This window comes from Sphingomonas phoenicis, assembly GCF_047238005.1.
Lineage (GTDB): Bacteria > Pseudomonadota > Alphaproteobacteria > Sphingomonadales > Sphingomonadaceae > Sphingomonas.
Genome location: NZ_JBDFMC010000002.1, coordinates 2,901,959 through 2,925,391, shown reverse-complemented (window position 1 = coordinate 2,925,391; position 23,433 = coordinate 2,901,959). Strand labels below are relative to the sequence as shown.

Sequence of the window (23,433 nt, the reverse complement as noted above, 5' to 3'; positions counted from 1 at the left end):
CCCTGTACGATCCGGGCGACAGGATGCGACCGGGAGGAACGGCGATGGACATCGAACGACGCGATCTGCTGCTCTCTGCTGCGGCGCTGGCGGTCGGCATGGCCGCGCCCGCCTGCGCCGCGCCGCCGCGCAAGCTGGGCTACGCGATCGTCGGGCTGGGCTATTACGGGCTGCGCATCATCATCCCGCAATTCGCCAACTGCACGCACAGCCGCCTCGCCGCCGTCGTCAGCGGCGATCCCGCCAAGGCGAAGCAGGTCGCGAAGGAGCACGGCCTGTCCGACCGTGCGATCTACTCCTACGCCGATTTCGACCGCATCCGCGACAATCCCGACGTCGACATCGTCTATGTCTGCCTTCCCAACTCGATGCATGCCGAATATTCGATTCGCGCCGCGAAGGCCGGCAAGCACGTCATGTGCGAGAAGCCGATGGCCGTCTCGGTCGCGGAATGCGAGGCGATGATCGCCGCCTGCAAAGCCGCCAACCGCAAGCTGATGATCGGCTATCGCTGCCATTTCGAGCCGTATAACCTCGAAGCGATGCGGCTGGCGCACACCGGCGGTGCCGGCAAGATCCGCTACGTCCGGTCCGAACACGGCTTCGTGCAACGCAGCCCCGACGCGTGGCGCCTGAAGAAGGCGCTGGCCGGTGGCGGCTCGCTGATGGACATGGGCGTCTACAGCCTTCAGGCGGCGCGCTACATGACGGGCGAGGAGCCGATCGCCGTCACCGCGCGCGAGTCCACCGATCGCCGCGACCCGCGCTTCACCGAGGTCGAGGACATGATCGACTGGACGCTCGAATTCCCCTCCGGCGCGCTCGCCGGGTGCCAGTCGATGTACAGCGCCAACCAGAACCGCATCCTGCTGATGGGCGATCAGGGCCGCATCGAACTGGAACCGGCGACCCGGTACGAGGGCAACCGGATGTGGACCGGCAAGGACGGTCGCGAGCGCGAGATCACCGCCCCGCCTGCCGGCCCCGCTGTCAACCAGTTCGTCGGCCAGCTCGATCACCTGGCGCAGTGCGCGACCAGCGGGCGCGAGCCGATCGTCTCGGGCGAGGAGGGCCTGCGCGACATCCGCATCGTCGAGGCGATCTACCGCTCCGCGCGCGAGGGGCGGACGATCCGGCTGGACGGCCGCGCATGACCCGCACCGTCCTGCTCGCGATCGCCGCGCTGTCGTCACCGGCGGCGGCGCAAACCCCGGCCGCACCCGCCGGACTGGCGACCAGCGCGGAAATCCGCGCCGCCGTCGCCGCCATGGCGACCGAGATGCGCGATGGCCGCGGCTTCCACTATCGCCCGCTTCTGAAAGACGGCCGCACCGTCGCGGCACTCGAATATTGGAAGCGCCCCGGCAAGCCAGCCGTCCATCCCGATCAGGCCGAATATGCGATCGTGATCGAGGGTGCGGGCACCCTGGTCTCGGGCGGCACGATGGTCGATGCGAAGGCCAACCGCCCCGACCTGGTCGAGGGCAGCCGCATCGACGGCGGCACCACGCGCCCACTCGCTCCCGGCGACGTGATCCTGGTACCGGCCGGGGTGCCGCACTGGTTCGGGATCACCGGCGGCAAGCTGGTGCTGCTGGGCATGAAACTGCCGCGCGGGGAGTAAGGGTCCGGACGACGACCCGCCGCTGCTCATCACCGGACCGGCTTAAAGATCGTCGGATCGGCCGGGGATGGACGGCAGGGAGGCAGAAGCCATTCCGGCATCCTACCCAGCGTAACGGACCCCAACTCCCCTGTCCTTCAAGGGAAGGGGCCTCTCCACCCATGCGCCGCTTGTAGCCGCATCCACCCGAACCAGTTCCCGTCATCCCCGCGCAGGCGGGGATCCAGAACCCCCACCGTCGCGGCTCTGCAAGCAGCCCCGGCGTGTCTGGATTCCCGCCTGCGCGGGAATGACGGAGGGGATCGGAGCCTTCTTCCGGTGGTCGATTGCCCCTCGGCCTCGACCCCCCGCCCTTTACGCGAATTCGGTGAAGCCGGATCGATCCGCTCCCTACCCCCCGACGACCCGCACCAGCGGCTCCAGCGCCTGCCCGGTCGGCAGCTTGCCGCCGGCGGTCAGCTTGCGCGCACGGTCGTCCCACTTCAGCGTGACGCCGCCTGTCGCCTTCTTGTAGTCCTGCGTCTGGCCGTCGTCGTCGTACAGCGTCGCGGTGCCGTCGCGGCCGGGGAACACGCGCACCTCCTCCAGCAGCTGGCGCGTCGCCGTGCTCGGCACCTGCTTGCCCAGCGGCACGATCGATCCGGCGCGCACGAACAGCGGCATCCGCGCGATCGGGGCGGCGGCGTCGATCCAGGTGCCGCCGGCATGCTTCTGGTTCGTCCACCAGTCGTACCACTCGGTCCCGGCAGGCAGGTAGACGCGGCGGCTGGTCGCCCCCTGCTCGGTCACCGGCGCCACCAGGAAGGCGGATCCGAACATATACTCGTCGCCGATCGCCGCCACCGCCGGATCGGCGGCGAAATCCATCCACAGCGCCCGCATATACGGAGCGCCGCTGTCGTACGTCTGCCGCGCGAGCGGATAGATATACGGGATCAGCGAGTATCGCAGCCGCAGCCAGTCGGCCAGGATCGGCTCCGCCGCCTTGCCATATTCCCAGATCGCCGCAGCCGGACGCTGGCCATGGATGCGCAGCGTCGGGGTGAAGGCATTGTACTGGAACCAGCGGACGAACAGCTCGGGATAATCGGCATAGTCGGCGCCCATCGCGGTCGCGCCGGCCGGATCGACCAGCGGCGCATGCTTCGCCTTCGGCCCCGACGGCCACTGCCACCCGCCGGTGTCGCTCGACCAGTTGGCGATGCCCGATGCCGTCATGTTCAGCCCGGTCGGCACCTGCCGACGCAGCGCTTCCCACGTCGATTCCACGTCCGACGACCAGAACAGCGCGCCGTTCGCCTGCGCGCCCAGATAGGCGGCACGCGCCAGGATCAGGTTGCGCTTGTTCGGCATGTCGCGCGCGGCACCGTCGGCGGCACCCTGCGTGTGCAGCAGCGGGAACAGGTTATGGTACCGGTCGCCCGATCCGATCGAGTAGAAATAGCCGTCCGGCACCAGGTCGGGCTCTGTTTCGTCCAGCCACAGGTAATCGAACCCCTGGCTCAGGATATTGTCGCTCACCGTCCGCCAGAACCAGCTGCGGGCCTCCGGATTGGTCGAATCGATCAGCGCGCCGGCACGGTCGTATCGTTCGGCCAGCCCGTCGGCCGGCTTGCCGTCCTTGTCCTTCAGCAGCCAGCCCTTGCTGGCCAGATAGCTGAAATAGCGGCTTTCCTTCTCGAACCGCGGCCAGACCGAGATGATCGATTCCATCCCCTGCCCGTGCAGCCGGTCGTTCATCGCCTTGGGATCGGGGAAGTATTTGCGATCGATGTCGATCTGGCCCATCCGCGTCCAGTAGAACCAGTCGAGCACCATGATATCGATCGGGTAGTTGCGGCTGCGATAGCCGTCGGCGATGCCGGTCAGTTCCTGCTGGCTCTCGTACCGCGCCTTCGACTGGATCAGGCCGAACGCCGATTTTGGCGGCAGCGGGGTGCGTCCGGTCAGCTGCGCATAGCCTGCATACAGGTCGTTCGCCTTGTCCGCGACGATGACGAAGAACGACACCTTCTCACCCACTTCCGACTGGAAGCGGGTCTTGCCGTGCAGTCCGGGGGACACGCGCAGCGCCGATGGATTGTCCCACAGGATCGCGTAGCGTTTGCTGCTGACCAGATAGGGTACGCACACCTGTTCGCCGGCCGGCGCATCGTACCAGTGGCGGCAGTCGATCGTGCGGCCTTTCAGGTCCAGGAAACCTTCCTGGTTCTGCCCCAATCCATAGAAATGCTCGTCCTCGTCGGCGGCGAAGGTGGCACCGGCGCGGAACGTGTGCTCGCCCGCCACGTCGTGGGGGGCCATTTCCCACCCCTTCATCGCGATCTCGCGTCCGTCGGCGGTGCGGATCGTCACCCCCACCGGCGGCAGCGAGGGCGCGAAATACCGCGCCATCTGGCTGGGCGCACCCGGCCACGGCTGCGGCGCGACCGTGACGGTCATGGCGTTCGACGCGAACACGTCGCCCGTCGCATCCGCGCTGTGCCGCCATCCCGCCGGCGCGGCCTTTGCCGTGATGCCATATCCCGGTGCGGCGGCGGACCCGTCATGATCCAGCGCGATGGTCACGCGGACAATGTTGGGGGCGTAAGGTTCGACGGAAACCTTGCTGCCATGCCGGTCGACGGTCGCCATCGGGTCGGCGGACGCCACCGCCGGCGCCAACAATGATAGCGCTACCAAAAATCTGCCCGACTTCATCCCGCCTCTCCCGCTTGTTGCACCGGCTACGATGTGTCCCGCGCCGTATCGATCGTCCGAATGACCCAGGTCGCAGGCAAGATCAACCCGCCAGACGCCGTTCCTCGCCCAGCGACTGCGCCACGATCGCCACCTGCGTGCGATTGCTGACGTTCAGCTTGCGCATCAGCGCGGTCATATGCGCCTTCACCGTCTTTTCGGCGATGCCCAGGTCATAGGCGATCTGCTTGTTCAGCAAGCCCGAATGAACGCCCTGCATGACCTTCAACTGGGTCGGTGTCAGTCGCGCGGCGATCGTCGCCGCTGCCGGTCCACCATCGGCGGTCACGCCGCCCGGTCGCTCAAGATCCTGATGCCCCTTCACGGTCGCCGCCAGCCTCCCTGATCCCGCCCCGCCCTTGACGACGACGTGCCGTGCGGCACGTCGGTTACGGGGTCGTTGTCACGAGGGTAGATGAAGTGGTTGGACAGATTCAAGCGACTTCTACTAATTTTTCCTGATTGTCCGCTGTTTCGCGATTGGATCGGGGTAGATGCTGTCCTACAGATTTGGCCGGGATCGGGGGTGGGGATGACGCAGGAACGGCTGGCAGACCGGGCATATACCGGCATCGTCGACTTGATCGCGGTCGACGATCTGGCCGTCGGGCACCGCCTGCCGTCGGAGGCGCATCTGGCGGAGCGGTTCGGCATGTCCCGAACGATCGTTCGCGAGGCGCTGGCCCGCCTTGCATCCGATGGCATTACCGAGGCGCGGCGCGGCGCCGGCTCCTTCGTCAAAAGCCGCCCCTCCGATCGCATGCTCGCCCATCTGCCTGCGGCAGGACTGTCGGCGACACTCGGCACCTTCGAGGTCCGCTTCGTTCTGGAGGCGGAGACCGCCCGGCTGGCGGCCATCCGACGCTCGCCGGAGGCGATGGTGCGGATCGAGGAAGCGCTGGCGACGCTACGCGGTGCCCTCCTGTCCAGCGCACCGGCGCATGACGAGGATATGGAACTCCATCGCCAGATCGCACTGGCGACCGCCAATCCGGCGTTCCCGGCGACGTTCGATGCGCTGTTTCCCGACGTCGACCGGATCATGCGCGCCGGTGTCGAGATTTCGCGTTCGCGGCCGCCGGAGGTGATCGGCGTCATGATGCGCGAGCATGAGATGATCGTGGACGCGATCCGCGCGCAGGATGGCGACGCCGCGGCGCTGGCGATGCGGTGGCACCTGTCGGAAGGACGCAAGCGCCTGATGCCGTAGCGGCATCCGCCGTCGTAGCGGGCGGCGTCCTACGCCCGGGGCGCGCCGCCGTCGATCCAGGCCCTCGCCTCCCTGCACAGCCGGTCCGGCGGGGCGTTCGAATCCAGCGTGATGGCCGGCTCGTCCGCCTCCGGGCGCTCGAGCGTTGCCAGCTGGCTGTCGACCAGGCTGGCGGGCATGTAGTGGCCGGGTCGCGCCGCCATGCGCCGCGCCAGCACGTCGCGATCGTTGTCCAGCAGCACGAACCGGGTCGCGCCGCCCACCGCTGCCTCCAGCCGTTCGCGATACACCCGGCGCAATGCCGAACACGCCGCCACCGCGCGCCCATGCTCCTGCGCCGCGACGGCCAGCGCCCGGCCAAGCCGGTCGAGCCACGGCCAGCGGTCGTCGTCGGTCAGCGGCTCACCGCTCCGCATCTTCTCGACCGCGGCGGCATCGTGGAAATCGTCGCCTTCCAAGAATGGGCAATGAAACGCGTCCGCCAGACGGATACCCAGCGTCGACTTGCCGCTGCCGCTGACGCCCATGACCACGATCGCCAGGGGCACGGCATGCTGCTCCGCAGGAGATCGTTTCACGTCCGGCATACCCCCTCCAACGCTCGAGCGGCGTGCACGTCGCATTCCTCACCGGCGGTCGAAATCTTCTATGTCGGTGGCATAGTGGTCATAACCGCGACCATGGTCGTGGATGTCCGCCTGTCGCCGGGCATCTACTCACGAATATACGGACGGACGGTGACATGGCCGTTGGCGAAGTCCGTACCGCAAGAAGGAAAATGGCATGCGCGCTGGCATTCTGACGGCCGTGACGATGCTGGCGGTCCCCCTGCCCGCCCTCGCTGCCACCTCCGCCCTGACCATCCGCCCCAACGACCCCGCCGCCATCGTCGTGAAGGGCAAGGGCGACGGTCGCGCCGACGACACCGTCGCGATCCAGCGCGCGATCGACGCGGCGGCCGACAAGGGCGGCGGCGGCATCGTCTTCCTGCCCGCCGGCACCTACCGCATCACCCGTACCGTGTTCCTGTGGCCCGGCGTCCGGCTGTTCGGCGTCGGCGAGCAGCGGCCGCGCATCATACTGGCGGATCGAACGCCCGGTTTCCAGCGCGGCCTCGCCAACATGATCGTCTTCGCCGGTGCACGCCGCAGCGGAGAGGGCGACCGGACCGAGGGTGGCGGCAGCGGCAATGCCGGCGCCCCGCCGCCACCGCGCCAGGTGCCCTTTCCGGTGCCGGGCAGCGTGCCGTTCGATCCGCAGGTCGCCGACGCCAACCCCGGCACCTTCTACTCGGCGATCGGCAACATCGACATCCGGATTGGCGACGGCAACCCCGCCGCTACTGCGATCCGCTTCCACGCCGCGCAGCATGCGTTCGTCAGCCACATGGACTTCGATATCGGGTCGGGCCTCGCCGGGCTCTATCAGGTCGGCAACATCGGCCAGGACCTGCACTTCCGCGGCGGCCGCTACGGTATCCTGACCGAGAAGCCCTCCCCCGCCTGGCCGTTCGCGCTGATCGATGCGACGTTCGAGGGGCAGCGCGAGGCTGCGATCCGCGAGCATGAGGCCGGGTTGACCATGGTCAATGTCGCGATCCGCGACACGCCGGTCGGCATCGACATCGACAAGGGCTATGGCGACTGGCTGTTCGGCAAGGACGTCCGCTTCGAGAACGTCTCGCGCGCCGCGGTCGTCATCTCGAACGAGGACAATGCCTACACGCAGATCGCGTTCGAGAATGCGGTCGCTGCCGGCACGCCGACCTTCGCGCGCTTCCGCGACAGCGGGAAGGCGGTGCCCGGCACCGGCGCGGCTTACCGCGTCGCCAGCTTCAACTACGGCCTCGCCGTGCCGGGACTCGACCGGATGGGCCGGTTCGCGACGGTGATGAAGGCGTCAGCGATCCCTGCGTTGCCCGCCCGTGCCGCCCCGGCGATCCGGGCGCTGCCCGCCGCCGGCGACTGGTACAATGTCCGCGGCGGCGGCGCGAAGGGCGATGATCGCACCGACGATACCGCGGCGATCCAGCGCGCCATCGACGGCCACCGGGTCGTGTACTTCCCCACCGGCCGCTACATCGTCACCGACACGCTGCGATTGCGTCCGGACAGCGTGCTGGTCGCGCTGCATCCCAACCTGACCCAGATCATCCTGCCCGACGGCACTCCCGCCTATCAGGGCATCGGCGCGCCCAAGGCGCTGGTGGAATCGGCGCCCGGCGGCGACAACATCGTGTCGGGCATCGGCCTGTTCACCGGCGGCATCAACCAGCGGGCGACCGCCCTGCTGTGGACGGCGGGCGCCGGTTCGCTGGTCGACGACGTAAAGTTTCAGGGCGGCCACGGCACCGACCTGGCCGGCGGAAAGCGCTTCAACCCCTACAACGCCAACGCGACCGGCGATGCCGATCCGGCCAAGCGCTGGGACGCGCAATATCCAAGCCTGTGGGTCACGCGCGGCGGCGGCGGCACGTTCAACAACATCTGGACGCCCAACACCTATGCGCAGGCAGGCCTGTACGTGTCCGACACGCAGACGCCTGGCCATGTCTACCAGATGTCGGCCGAGCATCACGGCCGCGTCGAGATCGCGCTGGACCGCGTCGCCAACTGGGAACTGCTCGCCCCCCAGACCGAAGAAGAGGGTGGCGAGAGCCGCGATGCCGTCGCGCTCGAGATCCGCGATTCCCGCGACATCCTGATCGGCAACCTCCACGCCTATCGCGTGACCCGCACCGCCAAGGCGAAGCCGGCCGCGGTCACCCTGTACAATGCGCGCAACATCCGCTTCCGCAACGTCCATGTGAATGCAGAAAGCGGGCTCGGCACCTGCGACGAGAATGGCTGCGCCACCTTCCTGCGGGCCAACAAATTCCCTTACGAGAACGCCATCGTCGACATGGCGCGCGGCGGGCAGGTTCGCGAGCGCGAGTTCGCCACGCTCGACATCCCCGACGAACCTGCCGCCCCGCCGCAGCCTGCAACGATCGGCAACGCGCAGGTCGAAAAGGTCGCCGGCGATTTCGATGCGCTGGGCGGCGGCGCCGTCACGCCCGACGGCACGCTCTATTTCGTCGATCGAACGCAGCAGCGCATCTATCGCTGGTCGGAGGCGAAGGGACTGGGGATCGAGCGGGACAACACGCTCGATCCGGTCAACCTGGCGGCCGACGCTTCGGGCAACCTGCTCGTCCTGTCGTCGGCGGGACGCGACGGTACCGTCTACAGCTTCCGGCCCGGTACGCCCGAGTTGCAGATCGCGGTGATCCCCGCCACACCCGCCACCCCGCACCCGACGGCCGCCACGGCAATGCCCGGCAATTGGTGGAACAATGGCGAGTTCCGCGACCAGCTCGACACCGCCACCTATCGCTTTACTACCCTCGCGGAAATGTTCGCTCGCGACGTGGCCCGTCCGCGCGCCAGCGAATATGTGTCTCCCGACGGCAGCATCGTCATCCCCGCCTTCCGCACCTTCCAGCAGGGACCGCCCGACTTTCGCGCGCGCCGCTTCTCCGACGCGCTGGACACCTATGGCTTCGTGACCGGGCAGCCGGGCACGCGCATCCATGTCAGCAATGCCTCCGAAACGCGGACGTACAGCGCGCTGGTGGGCCCGTCGGGCACGTTGACCGACGTGAAGCCGTTCGCCGATCGCGGCGGCGAGAGCGTCGCCGTCGATGCCCGCGGACGGGTGTTCATCGCCAATGGCCAGGTCTTCGTGCATGACAGGGACGGGCGCGCGGTCGGTCGGATCGACATACCCGAACGCCCCATCCAGCTGCTGTTCGGCGGCAAGGACGGGCGGACGCTTTTCGTCCTGACCCATCGCTCGCTCTATCGTGTCCGCCCCTAGCCAGGGCGACCGGTCATGACGCCTCGGCGCCCCAGCCCCCGCCCAGCGCCCTGAACAGATCGACCTGCGCGCCGGCGATCCGCGCGTCGGCCAGCGCCAGCGCGGCCTCGGTGTCGGCCAGCGTCCGCTCTGCATCCAACTGGGCCAGGCTGTCGATCTGTCCCTCGCGCTGCTGCGCACGGGTGATGCGGGCGGCAACCGCCGCCTGGTCGCGCGCCGAACCCAGTGCGCGGCGCCGTTCGATCGCCCGTGTGTAATTCGACAGCGCGGTCTCGGTCTCTTCCAGCGCCTGCAATACCGTACCGTCGAACGTCGCCAGCGCGGCCTGGCTATCCGCTTCCGCCCCCGCGATCCGCGCCCGCGCCTTGGTGGGGTTCGCGGTCCAGTTGATCAATGGGCCGAGCAGCCAGCGCAGCGGCCCGGCCCCGAACAGATCGCCCAGCCCGGTGCTGGTCTGCCCGATCGATCCGCCCAGCGAGATGCGCGGGTACAGATCCGCCGTCGCCACGCCGATCCGCGCGGTCGCTGCCGCCAGCCGCCGCTCCGCCGCGCGCACGTCGGGCCGGCGCGCCAACAGACCGGCCCCGTCGCCGATCGGGATCGGCTGATCGAGCCGCAATGTGGTCGTCCGCGCGGCTGCCAGGGGGTTCAGCGTCTGCGGCGTCCGCCCGGTCAGCGTCGCCAGCCGGAACAGCGCCGCCTGCCGCTCCGCCGCGATCGTCGGGATGTCGGCGCGGCGCTGGTCGCGCAGGGCGGCGATACGCGCGGTGTCGAGCTTGGTGGTCATTCCCACCTCCTCGCGACGCGCGGTCACCGACAGCGAGCGGTCGATCAGCGCCACGATCCGCTCGGCAACGGCCAGCCGCTCGGCGGCGGCGACCGCATCGGCATAGGCGCGGGTCGTCTCCGCGACGATCCCGACGCGCGCCGCCGCCAGATCGGCATCGGCTGCCGCGACGTCACCGCGCGCCGCCTCGACGTTGCGGCTCAGCCGGCCGAACAGGTCTACCTCGTATGCGACGTTCAGCCCGCCATCCACGCGCCAGCCCTCGCGGTCGATGCTGGGCAGCGTCTGGATCGCCGGCAGGCGGCCATAGGTGCCCTGCGCGCTAACCGTCGCCTGCGGCTGCCGGTCGCCGCGCACTTCGCGCAGCGCGGCACGGGCGCGTGCCAGCCGCGCCGCCGCCACGCGGAGGTCCGTATTGGCCGCCAGCGCCTCGGTGACCAGCTGATCGAGTGCCGGATCGCGGTAAAGCTGCCACCAGCGATCGACCGCGGGAGCGGCCGCATCGACGGCCGCGCCGGTGGTCGAGAATGCGGCCGTCGCGGTGGGTGGCGGCAGCGGCGCGACATAGTCCGGGCCGGCCGCACAGGCCGCCAGGGTCAGGGCAGAGGCAGCCGTCAGGAACGCACGCATCGTCATTCTCCTCATTCCGCCGGCTGAAGCTGCGCGGCGGGCGCTGCCCGGCGCCGGCCGAGCCGCTCGCCCAGCGCGCGGCAGACGACGTAGAAAGTGGGCGTGAAGATCAGCCCGAACCCGGTCACGCCCAGCATTCCGAAGAATACCGCCGTGCCCAGCGCCTGGCGCAATTCGGCACCGGCGCCCTTGGCGATCAACAGCGGCACCGCGCCCAGGATGAAGGCGAAGCTGGTCATCAGGATCGGCCTCAACCGGTCCTGCGCCGCGCGTACCGCCGCCTCTGCCGGCGACAGGCCGTCGCGCTCCTCCGCCTGCTTGGCGAACTCGACCACCAGGATCGCGTTCTTGGCGGCGAGCGCGATCAGCACGACGAGCCCGATCTGGGTCAGGACGTTGTTGTCCATCCCCCGCAGGTTCACGCCGATCATCGCCGCCAGCAGGCACATCGGCACGATCAGGATGATCGACAGCGGCAGCACCAGGCTTTCGTACTGCGCCGCCAGCACCAGGAAGACGAACACCACCGCCAGTGCGAAGACGATCGCCGCCGTACTTCCCGCCGCCTTCTGCTGGAACGCGATGCCGGTCCACTCGGTGCCGTATCCGGCCGGCAGGGTTTCCGCCGCCAGCTTCTCCATCGTCACCAGCGACCGTCCCGACGAATAACCCGGGGCTGTGTCGCCATCCACCTCGACCGCCGGGAACAGATTGTACCGCGTCACCCGGTACGGGCCCGTCTTGTCGCGGAACGTCGACACCGATCCGATCGGCACCATCGCACCCGAATTCGACCGCGTCTTCAGGTTGGCGATGTCCGCCTGCGTCGTGCGGAACGGTGCATCTGCCTGTGCCGTGACGCGATAGGTACGCCCCAGCAGGTTGAAATCGTTGACGAACGCCGATCCCAGATAGACCTGCAACGCCTCGAACACCCGTTCCGGCGGGACGCCCAGCATGTCGGCCTTGGTCCGGTCGACATCGGCGAAGATGCGCGGGGTGGCACTGTCGAAGAAGGTGAAGACCTGGGCCAGCCCCTCGGTCGTGTTCGCCTTGCCGATCAGCTTGCCGGTTTCCTCGCCCAGCTTCTGATAGCTGCCGCCATTCTTGTCCTGCACGATCAGGCGGTATCCACCGGCCGAGCCGATCCCCTGGATCAACGGCGGCGGAATCACCAGGATGCGCGCATCGTCGATGTCGGCGGTCACCTTCTGAGCCTCGGCCATGATGCTGGCGAGCGTCACGCCCAGTTCCTGCCGCTCCTCGAACGACTTCAGCGGGATGTACGCCGCCGCAGCGTTGGGGGCCAGCGTCTGCGACGGGCCGTCGAACCCGGCCAGCATCACCGCGCCCTTCACGCCGGCCAGCGGCAGGATGCGCTTGGCGACCTTCTGCACCACCGCATCGGTCCGCTCGACCGATGCGCCGGAGGGCAGCTGGACCACGGTCAGGAAATATCCCTGATCCTGCGCGGGAATGAAGCCGGACGGCGTCGCCCAGAACAGCGCGGCGGTCGCCGCGATCAGTCCGGCATAGACCGTCATCATCCGCTTCGGCCGGGCGACCAGCGCGGCGGTCAGCCGGGCATAGCCGGCGCTCATCCGCTCGAACGCGCGGTTGAACGCATCGCCGGCGCGGCGGACCAGTTGCTGGGCGCGATTGCCGCGATGCTCGCGGTCGTGTGCCTTCAGCAGCATCGCCGCGAGCGCCGGCGACAAGGTCAACGACAGGACGAGCGAGATCACCGTCGCCGTCGAGATGGTGACCGCGAACTGGCGATAGAAGGCGCCGGACAGCCCCGTCAGGAACAGCGTCGGCACGAACACGGCGCACAGCACCAGCACGATCGCCACCAGAGCGCCCGACACCTCGTCCATCGACGTGCGCGCCGCCTCCAGCGGCGACAGGCCGTGTTCCAGGTTGCGCTCGACATTCTCGACCACGACGATCGCGTCGTCGACGACGATGCCGATCGCCAGCACCAGCCCGAACAGCGACAGGTTGTTCAGGCTGTATCCCAGAGCCGCCAGCACCGCGAAGGTGCCGATCAGCGACACGGGGATGGCGACGATCGGGATCACCGCTGCCCGCCATTTCTGCAGGAAGACCAGGATGACGAGCACGACCAGGATCATCGCCTCGACCAGGGTATGCTTCACCGCGTCGATCGACTGGGCGATGAACTCGGTGGGGTTATAGATGACGCGGTATTCCAGCCCCTTGGGGAAGGACTTGGCCATCGTCTCCATCTCTGCACTGACCGCCTCGGCGGCGGCGAGCGCGTTCGATCCGGGGCGCTGGAACACCGCCGCGATCACCGTCGGCTCGCCCGACAGATAGGTGTTGGACGCGTAATCGGCCGCGCCCAGTTCCACGCGGGCGACGTCGGACACGCGCACCTGCCGGCCGTCCGCGTCGGTGCGGATCACCACCCGTCCGAACTGCGCAGGGTCGACCAGCCGCCCCTGCGTCTCGACGTTAAGCTGGAACGCGTTGCCCTGGTTATAGGGCGGCTGACCCAGCGTACCGGCCGCCACCTGCACGTTCTGCGCGCGCAGCGCTGCGACGATCTCGCCCGCAGTCAGGTTCAACGCGGCGGCGCGGCCGGGATCGATCCACACCCGCATTGCGTAATCGCGGGCGCCGAACAGCCGGACGTCGCCGACCCCGTCGATCCGCGCCAGCCGGTCGCGAACCTGCGTCAGGGCGTAGTTCGAGATGTAGCCGCGATCGAGGCTGTTGTCCGGCGACACCAGATTGACGACCATCAGGAAGTCCGGCGACGTCTTGCGCGTCACCACGCCCAGCCGCTGCACCTCTTCGGGCAGGCGCGGCACCGCGACGGCGACGCGGTTCTGCACCAGCACCTGCGCCGCATCCAGGTCGGTGCCCAGCTTGAAAGTGACCGTGATCGTCACCGTGCCGTCGCCGGTCGACTGGCTGCTCTGATAGAGCATGTTGTCGACGCCGTTGATCTCCTGCTCGATCGGGGCGGCGACGGTCTCTGCCACCGTCTCCGCCGACGCGCCGGGATAGTTGGCCGTGACGGTGACGGTCGGCGGCACGATATCGGGGTATTGCGAGATCGGCAGGCCCCAATAGGCGATCGCGCCGACGATGGTGATGACCACCGCCAGCACCCCGGCAAAGATCGGGCGTGTGATGAAGAAGCGCGACAGGCGCATGATAGGCTCCCCGGAAAGAGGATGGAGTTCGGTCGAACGAGGTCTCACCCGTCCGCCCGGCAGCGGGCCGGTCGACGGACGGGTGAGTCAGGGAACAGGATTACCGGGCGAAGGTCGCCTCGCCGCTGAGCGGTGCGGCACCGGTCGGCACGGCGGTGATCGCGGCCGGTGCGATCCGGCCCGGCCTGACCTGTACCTTGCTGCCCGGCATCGCCATCTGCGTGCCGCTGATGACGATCCGATCGCCCGGCGCGATGCCGCTGCGCACCACGCGCAGGCCGTTCAGGATCGGTCCCAGCTCGACCGCCTTCGCCGCGACGGATCCGTCCGGCGCCACGGTCAGCAGGGTCTTGCGTGCCTGGTCGGTCTGCACCGCGGCATCGGGAACCAGCAGCGCGCGGGCCGTGCCGCCGCTCGCCAGTCGCATGTTGCCGAACATACCCGGTGTTAGAAACAGGTTCGGGTTGGCCAGCACGGCCCTGCCCCGGATGGTTCCGGACCGTGGATCCAGCCCGTTATCGGTGAAATCCAGCCGTCCCTGCCACCGATACTCGCCCTCGTCCTGCAATTTCACTTGCACCGCAGACACTTGCCCGCCGTTTTCGGCCGCGCGACGGGTCTTCAGGAACAGGGCCTCCGATCCGTCGAAGCTGAAATAGATCGGGTCGAGCGCGTTGATCGTGGTCAGCAGCGTGCCATTCGCATCGCCTGCCGCCACCAGATTGCCGGCATCGATCCTGCGATCGGAGACCCGCCCGCCGATCGGCGCCCGCACCTGTGCGAACTCCACGTCCAGCGCCCGCGACCGGACGCGCGCCTGCGCCGCCGCAAGCGACGCATTGGCCGCGCGCAGGCGGGCATTCAGCTGGTCGAGATCGCTCTTCGACACCGCATCATCCGCGGCCAGCCGGTTCGCCCGCTCCAGATTGGCGCGCGCCAGAGCCACGTCGCTCTGGGCACTGGCAAGCCCGGCCCGCGCTTCCGCCAGGGCGGCAGCGAAGGGGCGAGCGTCGATGGTGAAGAGCAGCTGGCCCTTGCGCACGATCGCACCATCGGTGAAGTGCACCGCGGTGATCGCGCCCGACACCCGCGGCCGTACCTCGACGCTGCGGCTCGGCTCGAACCGGCCGACATAATCGTCCCACTCGTTCACCTCGCGCACCAGCGGCTGGGCCACGGTGACGGTCGGCGGCGGCGGTGCGGCGATCGCCGGCGCCTCGCGGTGGAACAGCGTGTAGCCGATGCCGGCCACGGCAACCGGGACCAGCACCAGCGCTCCACGTCGCCAACGGGTCTGCGCGGCAGGCGACGACGTCGTCGCGTCACCCGCCGCCGGCTCGATCTTCGTGAACATGTTCATGCGCGCAGCCTTTCCTGCTGCTGCCGCCGGCGACCGGCGTCGATGCTGTCGACCAGCAACTCGTACTGCGCGGGCGAAAAGCCTGCCGACAGGAAGCGCCGGACGGCGTGTGAGGGAACCGTGTAGCCGTGGTGCCAGCTCAGCACCGCGATGCGGCGCAGCGCCTCCAGCCGCGGATCGGCCAGCCGCGGATCACGGACACCGCCGAACAATGCGCCCATCGCGGTAGCGATGCGGCCGGGTGTACGGAGCGAGGCAAGCCGGTCCTTGCGGGCTAGGGCGATCACCGACCATTCGAGCGCCGACAGCTGCGGCTTGCCCGCGGTGGCGATCGGATCTGCTACCGGGTGGGTGGTGACTTCGCCCGTGGCGCCGACACCGGCTTCGGAAAATGCGAGATAGGCCATGATGATCTCCCTGATCGATCGTCCGGGCACGGCGGGGCACAGGCCCACCGGGCGTCGCCCGTGGCAGATACGTGATTGGTCAAACGGAACAGGCGGATGCGGTCGCCGGGCGGCATGCCCGGCGTCAGCGCCTGCGATGATGGGTTACTAGTCCGTCAGCTACTGGACGGTGGTACGATACTGGTCAGTCGGTCCATGGCGCTGTTCCTTTCGGCGGCCACCTTCTATACTGACTGGTATATTAACGCCGGTTCTGTTCGTCAATGGCTTTCTGTACCGGCCGGTAACTTTTTCTCGAACGCTGCGCATCGCGCGGAATCACTTGCTCGGCCACACCGCCAGCGTCGTCTCGACCAGGCGTTCCAGCTCGGCACGGCTCGCGCCGGAACCAGCCTGCACCGCCATCCCCTGAAGGATCGCATACAGATAGCTTGTCAGCCCTTGCACATCGACGTGCGCCGGCAGATCGCCGTCCGCCTTCGCCCGCTCCATCCGGTCGACCAGCGCCTGCTGCGACGAGGCGCGACGCTTCAGCACATCGGCCTTGATCGACTCGGCCTCGGCCCCGCAGGCCATCGAATGGATGACCCCCAGACAGCCCTTGGGATCGCAGTTGCTGGTCTGGGTTTCCAGTGCGCCGCGCATGAAATACTCAGCGACGGATCGCGCGGTCGGCTGCTCCAGCGCGACGCGGGTATATTCCAGCTTCTCGGCCTCGTACAGGTCGAGTGCCTTGTGGAACAGCGCCTCCTTGTTACCGAAGGCCGCATAGAGGCTGGGCTTGGTGATGCCCATCGCCTCGGTCAGGTCCGCCATCGACGCACCCTCATACCCCTTCGTCCAGAAGACACGCAGGGCAGCCGCCAGCGCCATATCAACGCAGAACTCACGCGGGCGTCCCTTGGACACGGTACAGGCGACAGTTTCCATAACGCCCGGTATATAAGTAATTGCACCGGGCATGCAAGCGTTTGCGGACGACCATCCTCACCGAGCGCCAGCGCGGCAGGCGACGGCGATGGCATCGAGATACCGGATGTAGAAAGAACATCGTGCAGGGTTGACGGCTCCGTTCGATATACTGCACTCGTGATGATACAACATATCTGATTAGGCAGGTCCGTGCGTATCAAATCATCGTCGTCGCTCTTTGCCTTTTCGCTGCTGCTCTGCTCCCTGCCCGCCACAGCGGATCCGGCGATGGATGCCGAGATCGCCGCCGAAGAAGCGAACGGTGGCGAGATCGTGGTTCTCGGCACGCGGCGCGCCCGGGCCGACCAGACCATCTCGTCCGACATCGTCACCGAGACGATGTCGCAGTCGAGCCGGTCGATCGAACGCGACCTGCTGACCGCGGCGGGGACGTACCGTCTGGCGGATGCGCTGGAGCTGGTCAGCGGCGTCAGCAACCAGAACAACCGCGGCGGCGTGATCGACAATTTCGCGATCCGCGGCTTTCTGGGCACACCCGATGGCGGTGCCGAATACTATGTCGACGGCTTCCTGGCCAATCGCGGCATGGCACCACCGCGCGATCCTGCCACGGCGGAGCGGGTCGAGTTGCTGAAGGGACCGGCAGGAGCCCTGTTCGGCGACATCGACCCGGCGGGGCGCGTCAATATCGTCAGCAAGACGCCCAGCTTCGCACCCGGCGCCACCGCCATCCTGACCTATGGCTCGTTCAATACGCGGCGGGCGGAACTCGACGCCACCGGACCGCTATCCGCGACGATCGCCGCCCGCATCGTGGTGGCTGCGGAGGATTCCGATGGCTGGCGCAACTTCGTCGATCTCCGGCGCAGAACGGTATCGCCCTCTCTCACGTGGCAGCCGAGCGACGCGGTGCGGCTGACCTATCTCGCCGAAATCAACCATTTCGACGCGCCGTTCGATCGCGGCGTTCCGGCGATCGGTGGCGATGCCAACGGCGCGCCGCAACGCACCTTCTATGGCGAACCGGCCGATGGCGTGACCCGGTTCCGCAACGAGCGGCATCAGCTTACCGGGCTCGCCGGCCTGGGCAGCGGATGGACGTTGAACGGCGGCATCGCGTGGCGCACGGGCACGCTGAGGGGTTTCTCGTCGGACCAGTCGCGTCTGGTCGGCGATCGCACATTGTGGCGGCAGCGTCGCTCGCGCGATTTCAGCGTCGACGATCTCTCCGCCCGCCTTGAGGTTTCGGGGCGGATCGGCGCCCATCGTCCCGCCATCGGGATCAAGGGATATCGCCTCGATTATGGCGAGCGGTGGATGCGCCGCAACCCGACCGCCGCCTTCCCCTACGCCATCGATGTCTATCAGCCGGTCTATGGCGGAACGCCGCCCGTCCTGCTTCCCTTCACCAACAACGACGAGAGGCGTTGGTCGGGAACGCTCTATGTGCAGGACATGTGGGATGTCACCGATAGGCTGACCCTGTCAGGCGGCGCCCGGCTCGATGCCTACAACCAGCGGATCAGGAACAATCGTACCGGCACCGTCGGCCGTACCATCGATCGACCCGTTACCTTCCGGGTCGGCGGACGCTATCAGGTCACCGATGCCGTCGCGGTACATGCGAACTGGGGAGAAAACTTCGTCCTGAACTCCGGTACCGATCGAGCCGGACAGGGTTTCGCGCCCGAGACCGGCAAGGGGTACGAACTGGGGGTTGCCGGTCGATGGCCGGGGATCGACCTCGCCGTGACCTGGTTCGACATCCGCAAACGCGGCATCCTGACCAACGACCCGCTCGACGCCAACTTCCTCGCGCCCGTCGGCAGCCTTCGTAGCCGCGGGCTGGAGGCGGACGCGTCGATCAGGCTGGCTCCCCACTGGCAGCTTGTCGCCAACTATGCCTGGACGCATGCCCGGACGGACGACCGCAACTTCGCCACCGATCGGGTGCTGAACGTGCCGGCGCACAGCGGGACAATATTCGCGCTCGGCCGCTTTCTCGATGACGGCGGCCGCGGCATATCGATCAGCGCGGGGGCCGCCTATGTCGGAAACCGTGCGGGCGCGGTGGACGCCAGCGGGCTCGTCCTGCCCGACTATGTCAAGGTGAAGGCGGCGGCGGAATACGCCCTTTCAACCCAACTCACCTTCCGGCTCGAGGCCGACAACCTGCTGGACGCACGCTACGCCCAGAGTTCCTACAGCCCCGTCTGGATCTATCCCGGACAACCGCGGACCGTGCGCCTCTCCGCCCGCTTCGGAATCTGACGCCGGGGGCATCGATGTCATAGGTCAGGAGCCGAAGGGCTGCCCGATCCGTTGACGCCGATGCACTTGTTCGAAGGCTTGGACGCGATACTGCTGGTGGCTCTCCTGCTGCTGGTGGTCGCCCGCAAGCTCAACATCCCCTATCCTACCCTGCTGGCCGCGGCGGGGATCGGTTTCGCGCTGCTGCCCTTCGCGCCGGATATCGACGTCGATCCGCCCTTGGCGATGGCGCTGTTCATCGCGCCCGCGCTGCTCCACGCCGCCTATCACACCAGCCTGCGCGGGCTGCGCCGCTACTGGTTCCCCCTGCTGGCGCTGGCCGTCTTCGCCGTGCTGGTGACGACCGCGGCGGTGACCTGGGTCGGCGTGGTGGTCGGCGGGCTACCGCTCGCCGCCGCCTTTGCGCTGGGCGCGATCGTGGCGCCACCCGATGCCGCGGCGGCGGAAGCCGTGCTGTCCGAGATCGGCATTCCGCGACGCGGGCTGCTGCTGCTGCAGGGGGAAAGCCTGCTGAACGATGCGACGGCGCTGCTGCTGTTCGGCCTGGCGGTTGCGCTGGCGACCCACACCGACGATCCCACCACCCCATGGGTTCTGGCTGCGGCGGCGCCGGGCGGCATCCTGTTCGGACTCGGTGCGGCCTGGCTGTATCTGCGCATCGTCCCTCTCTTCTCGGGTACGCTGGGATCCAGCCTCGCGGATTTCGCCGTCACCTTCGCGATCTGGCTGCTGGCGGAACGGCTGCACCTGTCGTCCGTCCTGGCGGTCGTCGCGTTCGGGCTGCTCGTCGCGCAACGCCGGCCGACCGGCCAGCCTGCCCGCGATCGTATCCAGAGCAAGGCGGTATGGGCCGCCGCGGTACTGGTTCTGAACGTCGTGGCATTCATGCTGATGGGCCTGCAATCCCGCGACGTCCTGATCCGGCTGACCAGCGCCGAGCGACTGCCCTCGATCGGCTTCTCGCTGGCGGTGCTGGGCACGGTACTCGGCACCAGGATGGCGTGGGTGTTCGTGGTCCGTGCGGTCGAGGGTTTCATCACCCGCCGCTACCGGCCCGCCTGGCTGCCGGCGCCGCCGCCCTGGCGGGCGTCGCTGGTGCTCGGCTGGTCGGGGATGAGGGGGCTGGTCACGCTGGCGACCGCCTTCGCCCTGCCGGCGGCGGTTCCCGGACGCGATCAGATCGTGCTCGCCGCGTTCACCGTCGTCATCGGCACGCTCGTCGTCCAAGGCCTGACGCTCGGCCCGCTGATCCGCTGGCTGGCGATCGGCGACGATGCCGGGCTCGCAGGCAAAGTCGGCGCCGCTCGCCGACGCCTGATCGATGCCGGGCTCGCCGCCCTGGGCGACGATCGGGGCGATGCGGCGAACGCCTTGCGGGTCCGATACGGTGCCGCCGGCGCCGTGGTGGCGAGCGGCGAGGATCCGCAGGCACCATCTGAATTCGACCGGCTGCACCTGGACGTCGTCCACCGACAGCGCGCCGCCCTGAACGCCATGCGCGATGGCGGCGACATCGCCGAGGACGTATACCGCCGACTGCTGGAGGAACTCGACTGGTCCGAGGTCGAGGCGCGATCCTTTTCCGACAACGTCCTGCGCTCGGCCTGAGTGGCGGCACTCGCTCCGTGCAGGCGCCTTGCCGCAACCCTCGGGCAAGGTTGGCGATTCCACGCGGCCCGGTAGGACGGAATGTCACAGTGACAGGATGGCGGCAGCAGGATAACGCCCCCCGGTGCCCGTCATGCGCCGCCTTCTGCTTCGACGCGACCTCGCGGTGCTACTCTGCGTGGCGGCGCTGTTGCTGAAATTGCTGGTGCCCACCGGCTATATGATCACGAACGATCACGGCCTGCCGACGATCACGATCTGTCCGGGCGTCGCGCCGGCCCCCGCCGCGATGGTCATGCATGGGATGCACGGCATGGCGACGGATCACGCCGCCTCGATGGGGCATGGCGACAAGGGGGGCCATCGCAAGGCAGATCAGGCGGATGCGCCCTGTGCCTATGCCGGCCTGTCGGCCGCGACGCTCGGCGCGATCGATCCGGTGCAGCTGGCCGGGCTGCTCGCCTTTATCGCGGCGACCGGTTTCCGCTCTGTCCACCCATCCGCGCCACTGGATGCCTCGCATCTCCGACCGCCACCGATAGGACCGCCCGCCCGCGACTGACCGATCGATGATCGTCCCGTACCGGGGGCGATCCCGTATGTTGGTCTGCGCCCACGCGCAGACGGTCGAGGGTTCCTGCATGTTCCGTTACCTCCTGCTGGCAGGGACCGTCGCGCCCTGCCTTCTCGCCGCTCCGGCGTTCGCCCAGTCGCGCGCGCCGGGCGTCGCCAACACCGATATCGTCATCACCGGCCAACGCGATCTCCGCCGGCTCGACCAGCCGGCCGACACGGGCAGCCGGCTGTCCCTCTCCAACCGCGAGACGCCGGCGACGCTCGACACCGTCACCCAGGCCGCGATGCAGGCCAAGGGGCTGCGAACCGCGGTCGAGGTCTACGACAGCGTCCCCGGCATCGTCGCAGGCCTGCTTCCGGGCGAGCCGGCAAGCGCCACGATCCGCGGCTTCACGACGGGTGCCGTCTCCTACCTCTTCGACGGCATGCGGGCGGTGGATTCGTCGATCCTCAACCGCAACTACGACAGCTTCAACTTCGACCGGATCGAGGTGCTGAAGGGTCCGGCATCGATCCTGTACGGCGACGGCGCGCTCGCGGGCGCGATCAACCTCGTTCCCAAGAAGCCGGCGTTCGATGCCGCCCATGTCGATGCGCTCGCCAGTTACGGCAGCTTCGGTACGGCGCGGCTTGGCATCGGCATCAACCAGCCGCTCGCGACCGGTGCCGCGTTCCGCACCGATCTCGGGCTGTCGCGCAGCGACGGATATGTCGACGACACCGGCACGCGAACCGTCCAGTCGACGTCCAGTCTCGCATTGAGGCCCGTCGAACGGCTGTCGGTCATGCTGGCCTTCGACTATTTCCAGGATCGCAACCAGACGCCCTATCAGGGCACGCCGCTGGTCCCCGAAGCCGTGGCGCTCGACGCATCGTCCGTCGTTCATACCGGTAACGGCTATGTTCTCGATCGCGCGATGCGCGACCGGAATTACAACGTCGCCGACGGGCGGATGGATTCCGACAGCTATTGGGGACGTGGCCGCATCGCCTATGACCTCGGCGGCGGCTGGACGCTGACCGACGAGGCCAGCCTCTATCGTGGCAGGCGCGAGTGGGCGAACTCCGAGGATTTCACCTTTGACGAGGCGACCGGTCTGCTCGACCGGGGCACCACCCGGATCGATCACGACCACGACAGCTGGTCGAACCGTGCGTATCTGACCGGCGATGTCCATGTCGGCGGCATGCGGCACCGGGTGAACATCGGCGCCGAGTATAACCGGACGGATTTCGGAACCATCCGCCGCTTCGGCACGATGACGTCGGTTGGCCTGTTCGATCCGGTACGCGGACGATTTCCCGCCGACGACGCGGCCAACTTCCCCGGTTCCGGCAACCGCGCAGACTTCGCATCGCAGGTCAGGAGCTGGGCGGTATTCGGCGAGGATGCGGTCGATCTGGACGACAAGTGGCTGCTGCTCGGCGGCCTGCGGTTCGACCATATCGACCTCGATCGCCGCATCGACGACCTGAACGCCGGGACCGTCCAGCGGTTCGGCCGCCGCTTCCAGGCGGTCTCCGGCCGGATCGGCACGGTGTACCACCTTGCGGCCGACACCCAGCTCTATGCCCAGTACAGTCACGCAATCACGCCGGTCGGATCGCTGATCCTGTCCAACGTGCTGCGCGCCAGCGTCGACCTGACGAAGGGCGATTCGGTGGAAGGCGGCATCAAGGCCGATCTCTTCGGCGGCCGGCTGACGGTCACCGGCGCCGCATACTGGATCCGGCAGACCGGCATCCTGACCCGCGACCCGGCCCGGCCCGGCGTGCAGGTGCAGGGCGGCGCCCAGTCGTCTCGCGGGATCGAGTTCTCGGCGACCGGCACGATCACGCGCCACCTGACGATCGACGCCAACGGCGCGCTGCTGAAGGCGCGGTACGACAAGTTGACCGGCGCGGGCGGCATCGATCTGTCCGGCAATCGCCCGAACAACGTGCCGCAGCAGCTGGCGAACCTGACGCTGTTCTACAATGTCGACGCCTTGCCGGTGACGGCCAGCGGCAGCGTGCGTCATGTCGGGGACATATACACCAGCCCCGCCAACGCTGTGCGGATCGGCGGCTACACGGTGCTCGACGCGGCGATCGCCTATCGCCTGCCATGGACCGTCGTGACGGTCAGAGCGCGTAATCTCGCCAACCGCTTCTATGCCTATTGGTCGGGCTACAGCGCCACGCAGGTCTATGTCGGCGCGCCGCGCGGCATCGACGTCTCCCTGTCCTCCCGGTTCTGATCCGG

At 68.1% G+C, this 23,433-nt stretch carries 16 protein-coding genes; 8 read left to right on the top strand and 8 right to left on the bottom strand.

Going from position 1 to position 23,433, the window contains the following annotated elements:
* Positions 1 to 44 precede the first annotated feature (44 nt).
* Complete coding sequence (locus tag ABC319_RS14915) at positions 45 to 1,154, top strand: Gfo/Idh/MocA family protein (RefSeq protein ID WP_413070976.1); 1,110 nt, start codon at positions 45 to 47, stop codon at positions 1,152 to 1,154.
* Positions 1,151 to 1,624 (top strand): cupin domain-containing protein, encoded by a 474-nt coding sequence (locus tag ABC319_RS14910; RefSeq protein WP_413070975.1) that lies wholly within the window; start codon positions 1,151 to 1,153, stop codon positions 1,622 to 1,624. Before ABC319_RS14915 ends, ABC319_RS14910 begins: the two co-directional genes overlap by 4 nt.
* A gap of 390 nt (positions 1,625 to 2,014) precedes the next feature.
* Here ABC319_RS14910 and ABC319_RS14905 read toward each other — a convergent pair whose 3' ends face one another.
* Together ABC319_RS14905 and ABC319_RS14900 are read right to left on the bottom strand one after the other, a co-directional pair.
* Positions 2,015 to 4,324: a glycoside hydrolase family 31 protein gene (locus ABC319_RS14905; protein WP_413070974.1), complete on the bottom strand. Its 2,310-nt coding sequence runs from the start codon at positions 4,322 to 4,324 to the stop codon at positions 2,015 to 2,017.
* An 82-nt stretch (positions 4,325 to 4,406) separates the two neighbouring features.
* Entirely contained in the window at positions 4,407 to 4,652 is a 246-nt protein-coding gene (locus tag ABC319_RS14900; protein WP_413071714.1) for a helix-turn-helix domain-containing protein, read from the bottom strand.
* Between the two features lie 243 nt (positions 4,653 to 4,895).
* Here ABC319_RS14900 and ABC319_RS14895 point away from each other — a divergent pair, with 243 nt between their 5' ends.
* Complete coding sequence (locus ABC319_RS14895) at positions 4,896 to 5,573, top strand: FadR/GntR family transcriptional regulator (protein WP_413070973.1); 678 nt, start codon at positions 4,896 to 4,898, stop codon at positions 5,571 to 5,573.
* Between the two features lie 29 nt (positions 5,574 to 5,602).
* Here ABC319_RS14895 and ABC319_RS14890 read toward each other — a convergent pair whose 3' ends face one another.
* Positions 5,603 to 6,100: a gluconokinase gene (locus ABC319_RS14890; protein ID WP_413071713.1), complete on the bottom strand. Its 498-nt coding sequence runs from the start codon at positions 6,098 to 6,100 to the stop codon at positions 5,603 to 5,605.
* Positions 6,101 to 6,356: 256 nt separating this feature from the next.
* Between ABC319_RS14890 and ABC319_RS14885 the strand changes: the two genes are divergently transcribed.
* Entirely contained in the window at positions 6,357 to 9,431 is a 3,075-nt protein-coding gene (locus ABC319_RS14885) for a glycosyl hydrolase family 28-related protein (protein WP_413070972.1), read from the top strand.
* A gap of 13 nt (positions 9,432 to 9,444) precedes the next feature.
* On the opposite strand, the gene ABC319_RS14880 is transcribed toward ABC319_RS14885, so the two are convergent.
* From ABC319_RS14880 to ABC319_RS14860, 5 genes are all read right to left on the bottom strand, one after another.
* A complete protein-coding gene (locus tag ABC319_RS14880) occupies positions 9,445 to 10,848 on the bottom strand; it encodes an efflux transporter outer membrane subunit (protein WP_413070971.1) in 1,404 nt (467 codons plus the stop codon).
* A gap of 11 nt (positions 10,849 to 10,859) precedes the next feature.
* Positions 10,860 to 14,033 carry an efflux RND transporter permease subunit gene (locus tag ABC319_RS14875; RefSeq protein ID WP_413070970.1) on the bottom strand — a complete coding sequence of 1,058 codons (3,174 nt, stop codon included), beginning with the start codon at positions 14,031 to 14,033 and terminating at the stop codon, positions 10,860 to 10,862.
* A 100-nt stretch (positions 14,034 to 14,133) separates the two neighbouring features.
* A complete protein-coding gene (locus ABC319_RS14870; protein WP_413070969.1) occupies positions 14,134 to 15,393 on the bottom strand; it encodes an efflux RND transporter periplasmic adaptor subunit in 1,260 nt (419 codons plus the stop codon).
* Positions 15,390 to 15,800: a hypothetical protein gene (locus tag ABC319_RS14865; protein ID WP_413070968.1), complete on the bottom strand. Its 411-nt coding sequence runs from the start codon at positions 15,798 to 15,800 to the stop codon at positions 15,390 to 15,392. Before ABC319_RS14865 ends, ABC319_RS14870 begins: the two co-directional genes overlap by 4 nt.
* A 318-nt stretch (positions 15,801 to 16,118) precedes the next feature.
* Positions 16,119 to 16,730, bottom strand: coding sequence for a TetR/AcrR family transcriptional regulator (locus ABC319_RS14860; RefSeq protein WP_413070967.1), 612 nt, complete (start codon positions 16,728 to 16,730; stop codon positions 16,119 to 16,121).
* 192 nt (positions 16,731 to 16,922) lie between these two features.
* Here ABC319_RS14860 and ABC319_RS14855 point away from each other — a divergent pair, with 192 nt between their 5' ends.
* The 4 genes from ABC319_RS14855 to ABC319_RS14840 all read left to right on the top strand — a co-directional run bounded on the left by ABC319_RS14855 (position 16,923) and on the right by ABC319_RS14840 (position 23,428).
* Positions 16,923 to 19,004 (top strand): TonB-dependent siderophore receptor, encoded by a 2,082-nt coding sequence (locus tag ABC319_RS14855; RefSeq protein ID WP_413070966.1) that lies wholly within the window; start codon positions 16,923 to 16,925, stop codon positions 19,002 to 19,004.
* Positions 19,005 to 19,100: 96 nt separating this feature from the next.
* Entirely contained in the window at positions 19,101 to 20,612 is a 1,512-nt protein-coding gene (locus ABC319_RS14850) for a cation:proton antiporter (protein WP_413070965.1), read from the top strand.
* 133 nt (positions 20,613 to 20,745) lie between these two features.
* Positions 20,746 to 21,174, top strand: coding sequence for a hypothetical protein (locus ABC319_RS14845; protein WP_413070964.1), 429 nt, complete (start codon positions 20,746 to 20,748; stop codon positions 21,172 to 21,174).
* Between the two features lie 79 nt (positions 21,175 to 21,253).
* Positions 21,254 to 23,428 carry a TonB-dependent receptor gene (locus ABC319_RS14840; RefSeq protein WP_413070963.1) on the top strand — a complete coding sequence of 725 codons (2,175 nt, stop codon included), beginning with the start codon at positions 21,254 to 21,256 and terminating at the stop codon, positions 23,426 to 23,428.
* The last annotated feature ends 5 nt before the right edge of the window (positions 23,429 to 23,433 follow it).

What these genes read in the sequence shown, in the direction of transcription:
- ABC319_RS14915 (WP_413070976.1), top strand. Translation starts at nt 45, where the DNA reads ATGGACATCGAACGACGCGATCTGCTGCTCTCTGCTGCGGCGCTGGCG.
- ABC319_RS14910 (WP_413070975.1), top strand. Translation starts at nt 1,151, where the DNA reads ATGACCCGCACCGTCCTGCTCGCGATCGCCGCGCTGTCGTCACCGGCG.
- ABC319_RS14905 (WP_413070974.1), bottom strand. Translation starts at nt 4,324, where the DNA reads ATGAAGTCGGGCAGATTTTTGGTAGCGCTATCATTGTTGGCGCCGGCG.
- ABC319_RS14895 (WP_413070973.1), top strand. Translation starts at nt 4,896, where the DNA reads ATGACGCAGGAACGGCTGGCAGACCGGGCATATACCGGCATCGTCGAC.
- ABC319_RS14890 (WP_413071713.1), bottom strand. Translation starts at nt 6,100, where the DNA reads ATGGGCGTCAGCGGCAGCGGCAAGTCGACGCTGGGTATCCGTCTGGCG.
- ABC319_RS14885 (WP_413070972.1), top strand. Translation starts at nt 6,357, where the DNA reads ATGCGCGCTGGCATTCTGACGGCCGTGACGATGCTGGCGGTCCCCCTG.
- ABC319_RS14880 (WP_413070971.1), bottom strand. Translation starts at nt 10,848, where the DNA reads ATGCGTGCGTTCCTGACGGCTGCCTCTGCCCTGACCCTGGCGGCCTGT.
- ABC319_RS14875 (WP_413070970.1), bottom strand. Translation starts at nt 14,033, where the DNA reads ATGCGCCTGTCGCGCTTCTTCATCACACGCCCGATCTTTGCCGGGGTG.
- ABC319_RS14870 (WP_413070969.1), bottom strand. Translation starts at nt 15,393, where the DNA reads ATGAACATGTTCACGAAGATCGAGCCGGCGGCGGGTGACGCGACGACG.
- ABC319_RS14865 (WP_413070968.1), bottom strand. Translation starts at nt 15,800, where the DNA reads ATGGCCTATCTCGCATTTTCCGAAGCCGGTGTCGGCGCCACGGGCGAA.
- ABC319_RS14860 (WP_413070967.1), bottom strand. Translation starts at nt 16,730, where the DNA reads ATGGAAACTGTCGCCTGTACCGTGTCCAAGGGACGCCCGCGTGAGTTC.
- ABC319_RS14845 (WP_413070964.1), top strand. Translation starts at nt 20,746, where the DNA reads ATGCGCCGCCTTCTGCTTCGACGCGACCTCGCGGTGCTACTCTGCGTG.
- ABC319_RS14840 (WP_413070963.1), top strand. Translation starts at nt 21,254, where the DNA reads ATGTTCCGTTACCTCCTGCTGGCAGGGACCGTCGCGCCCTGCCTTCTC.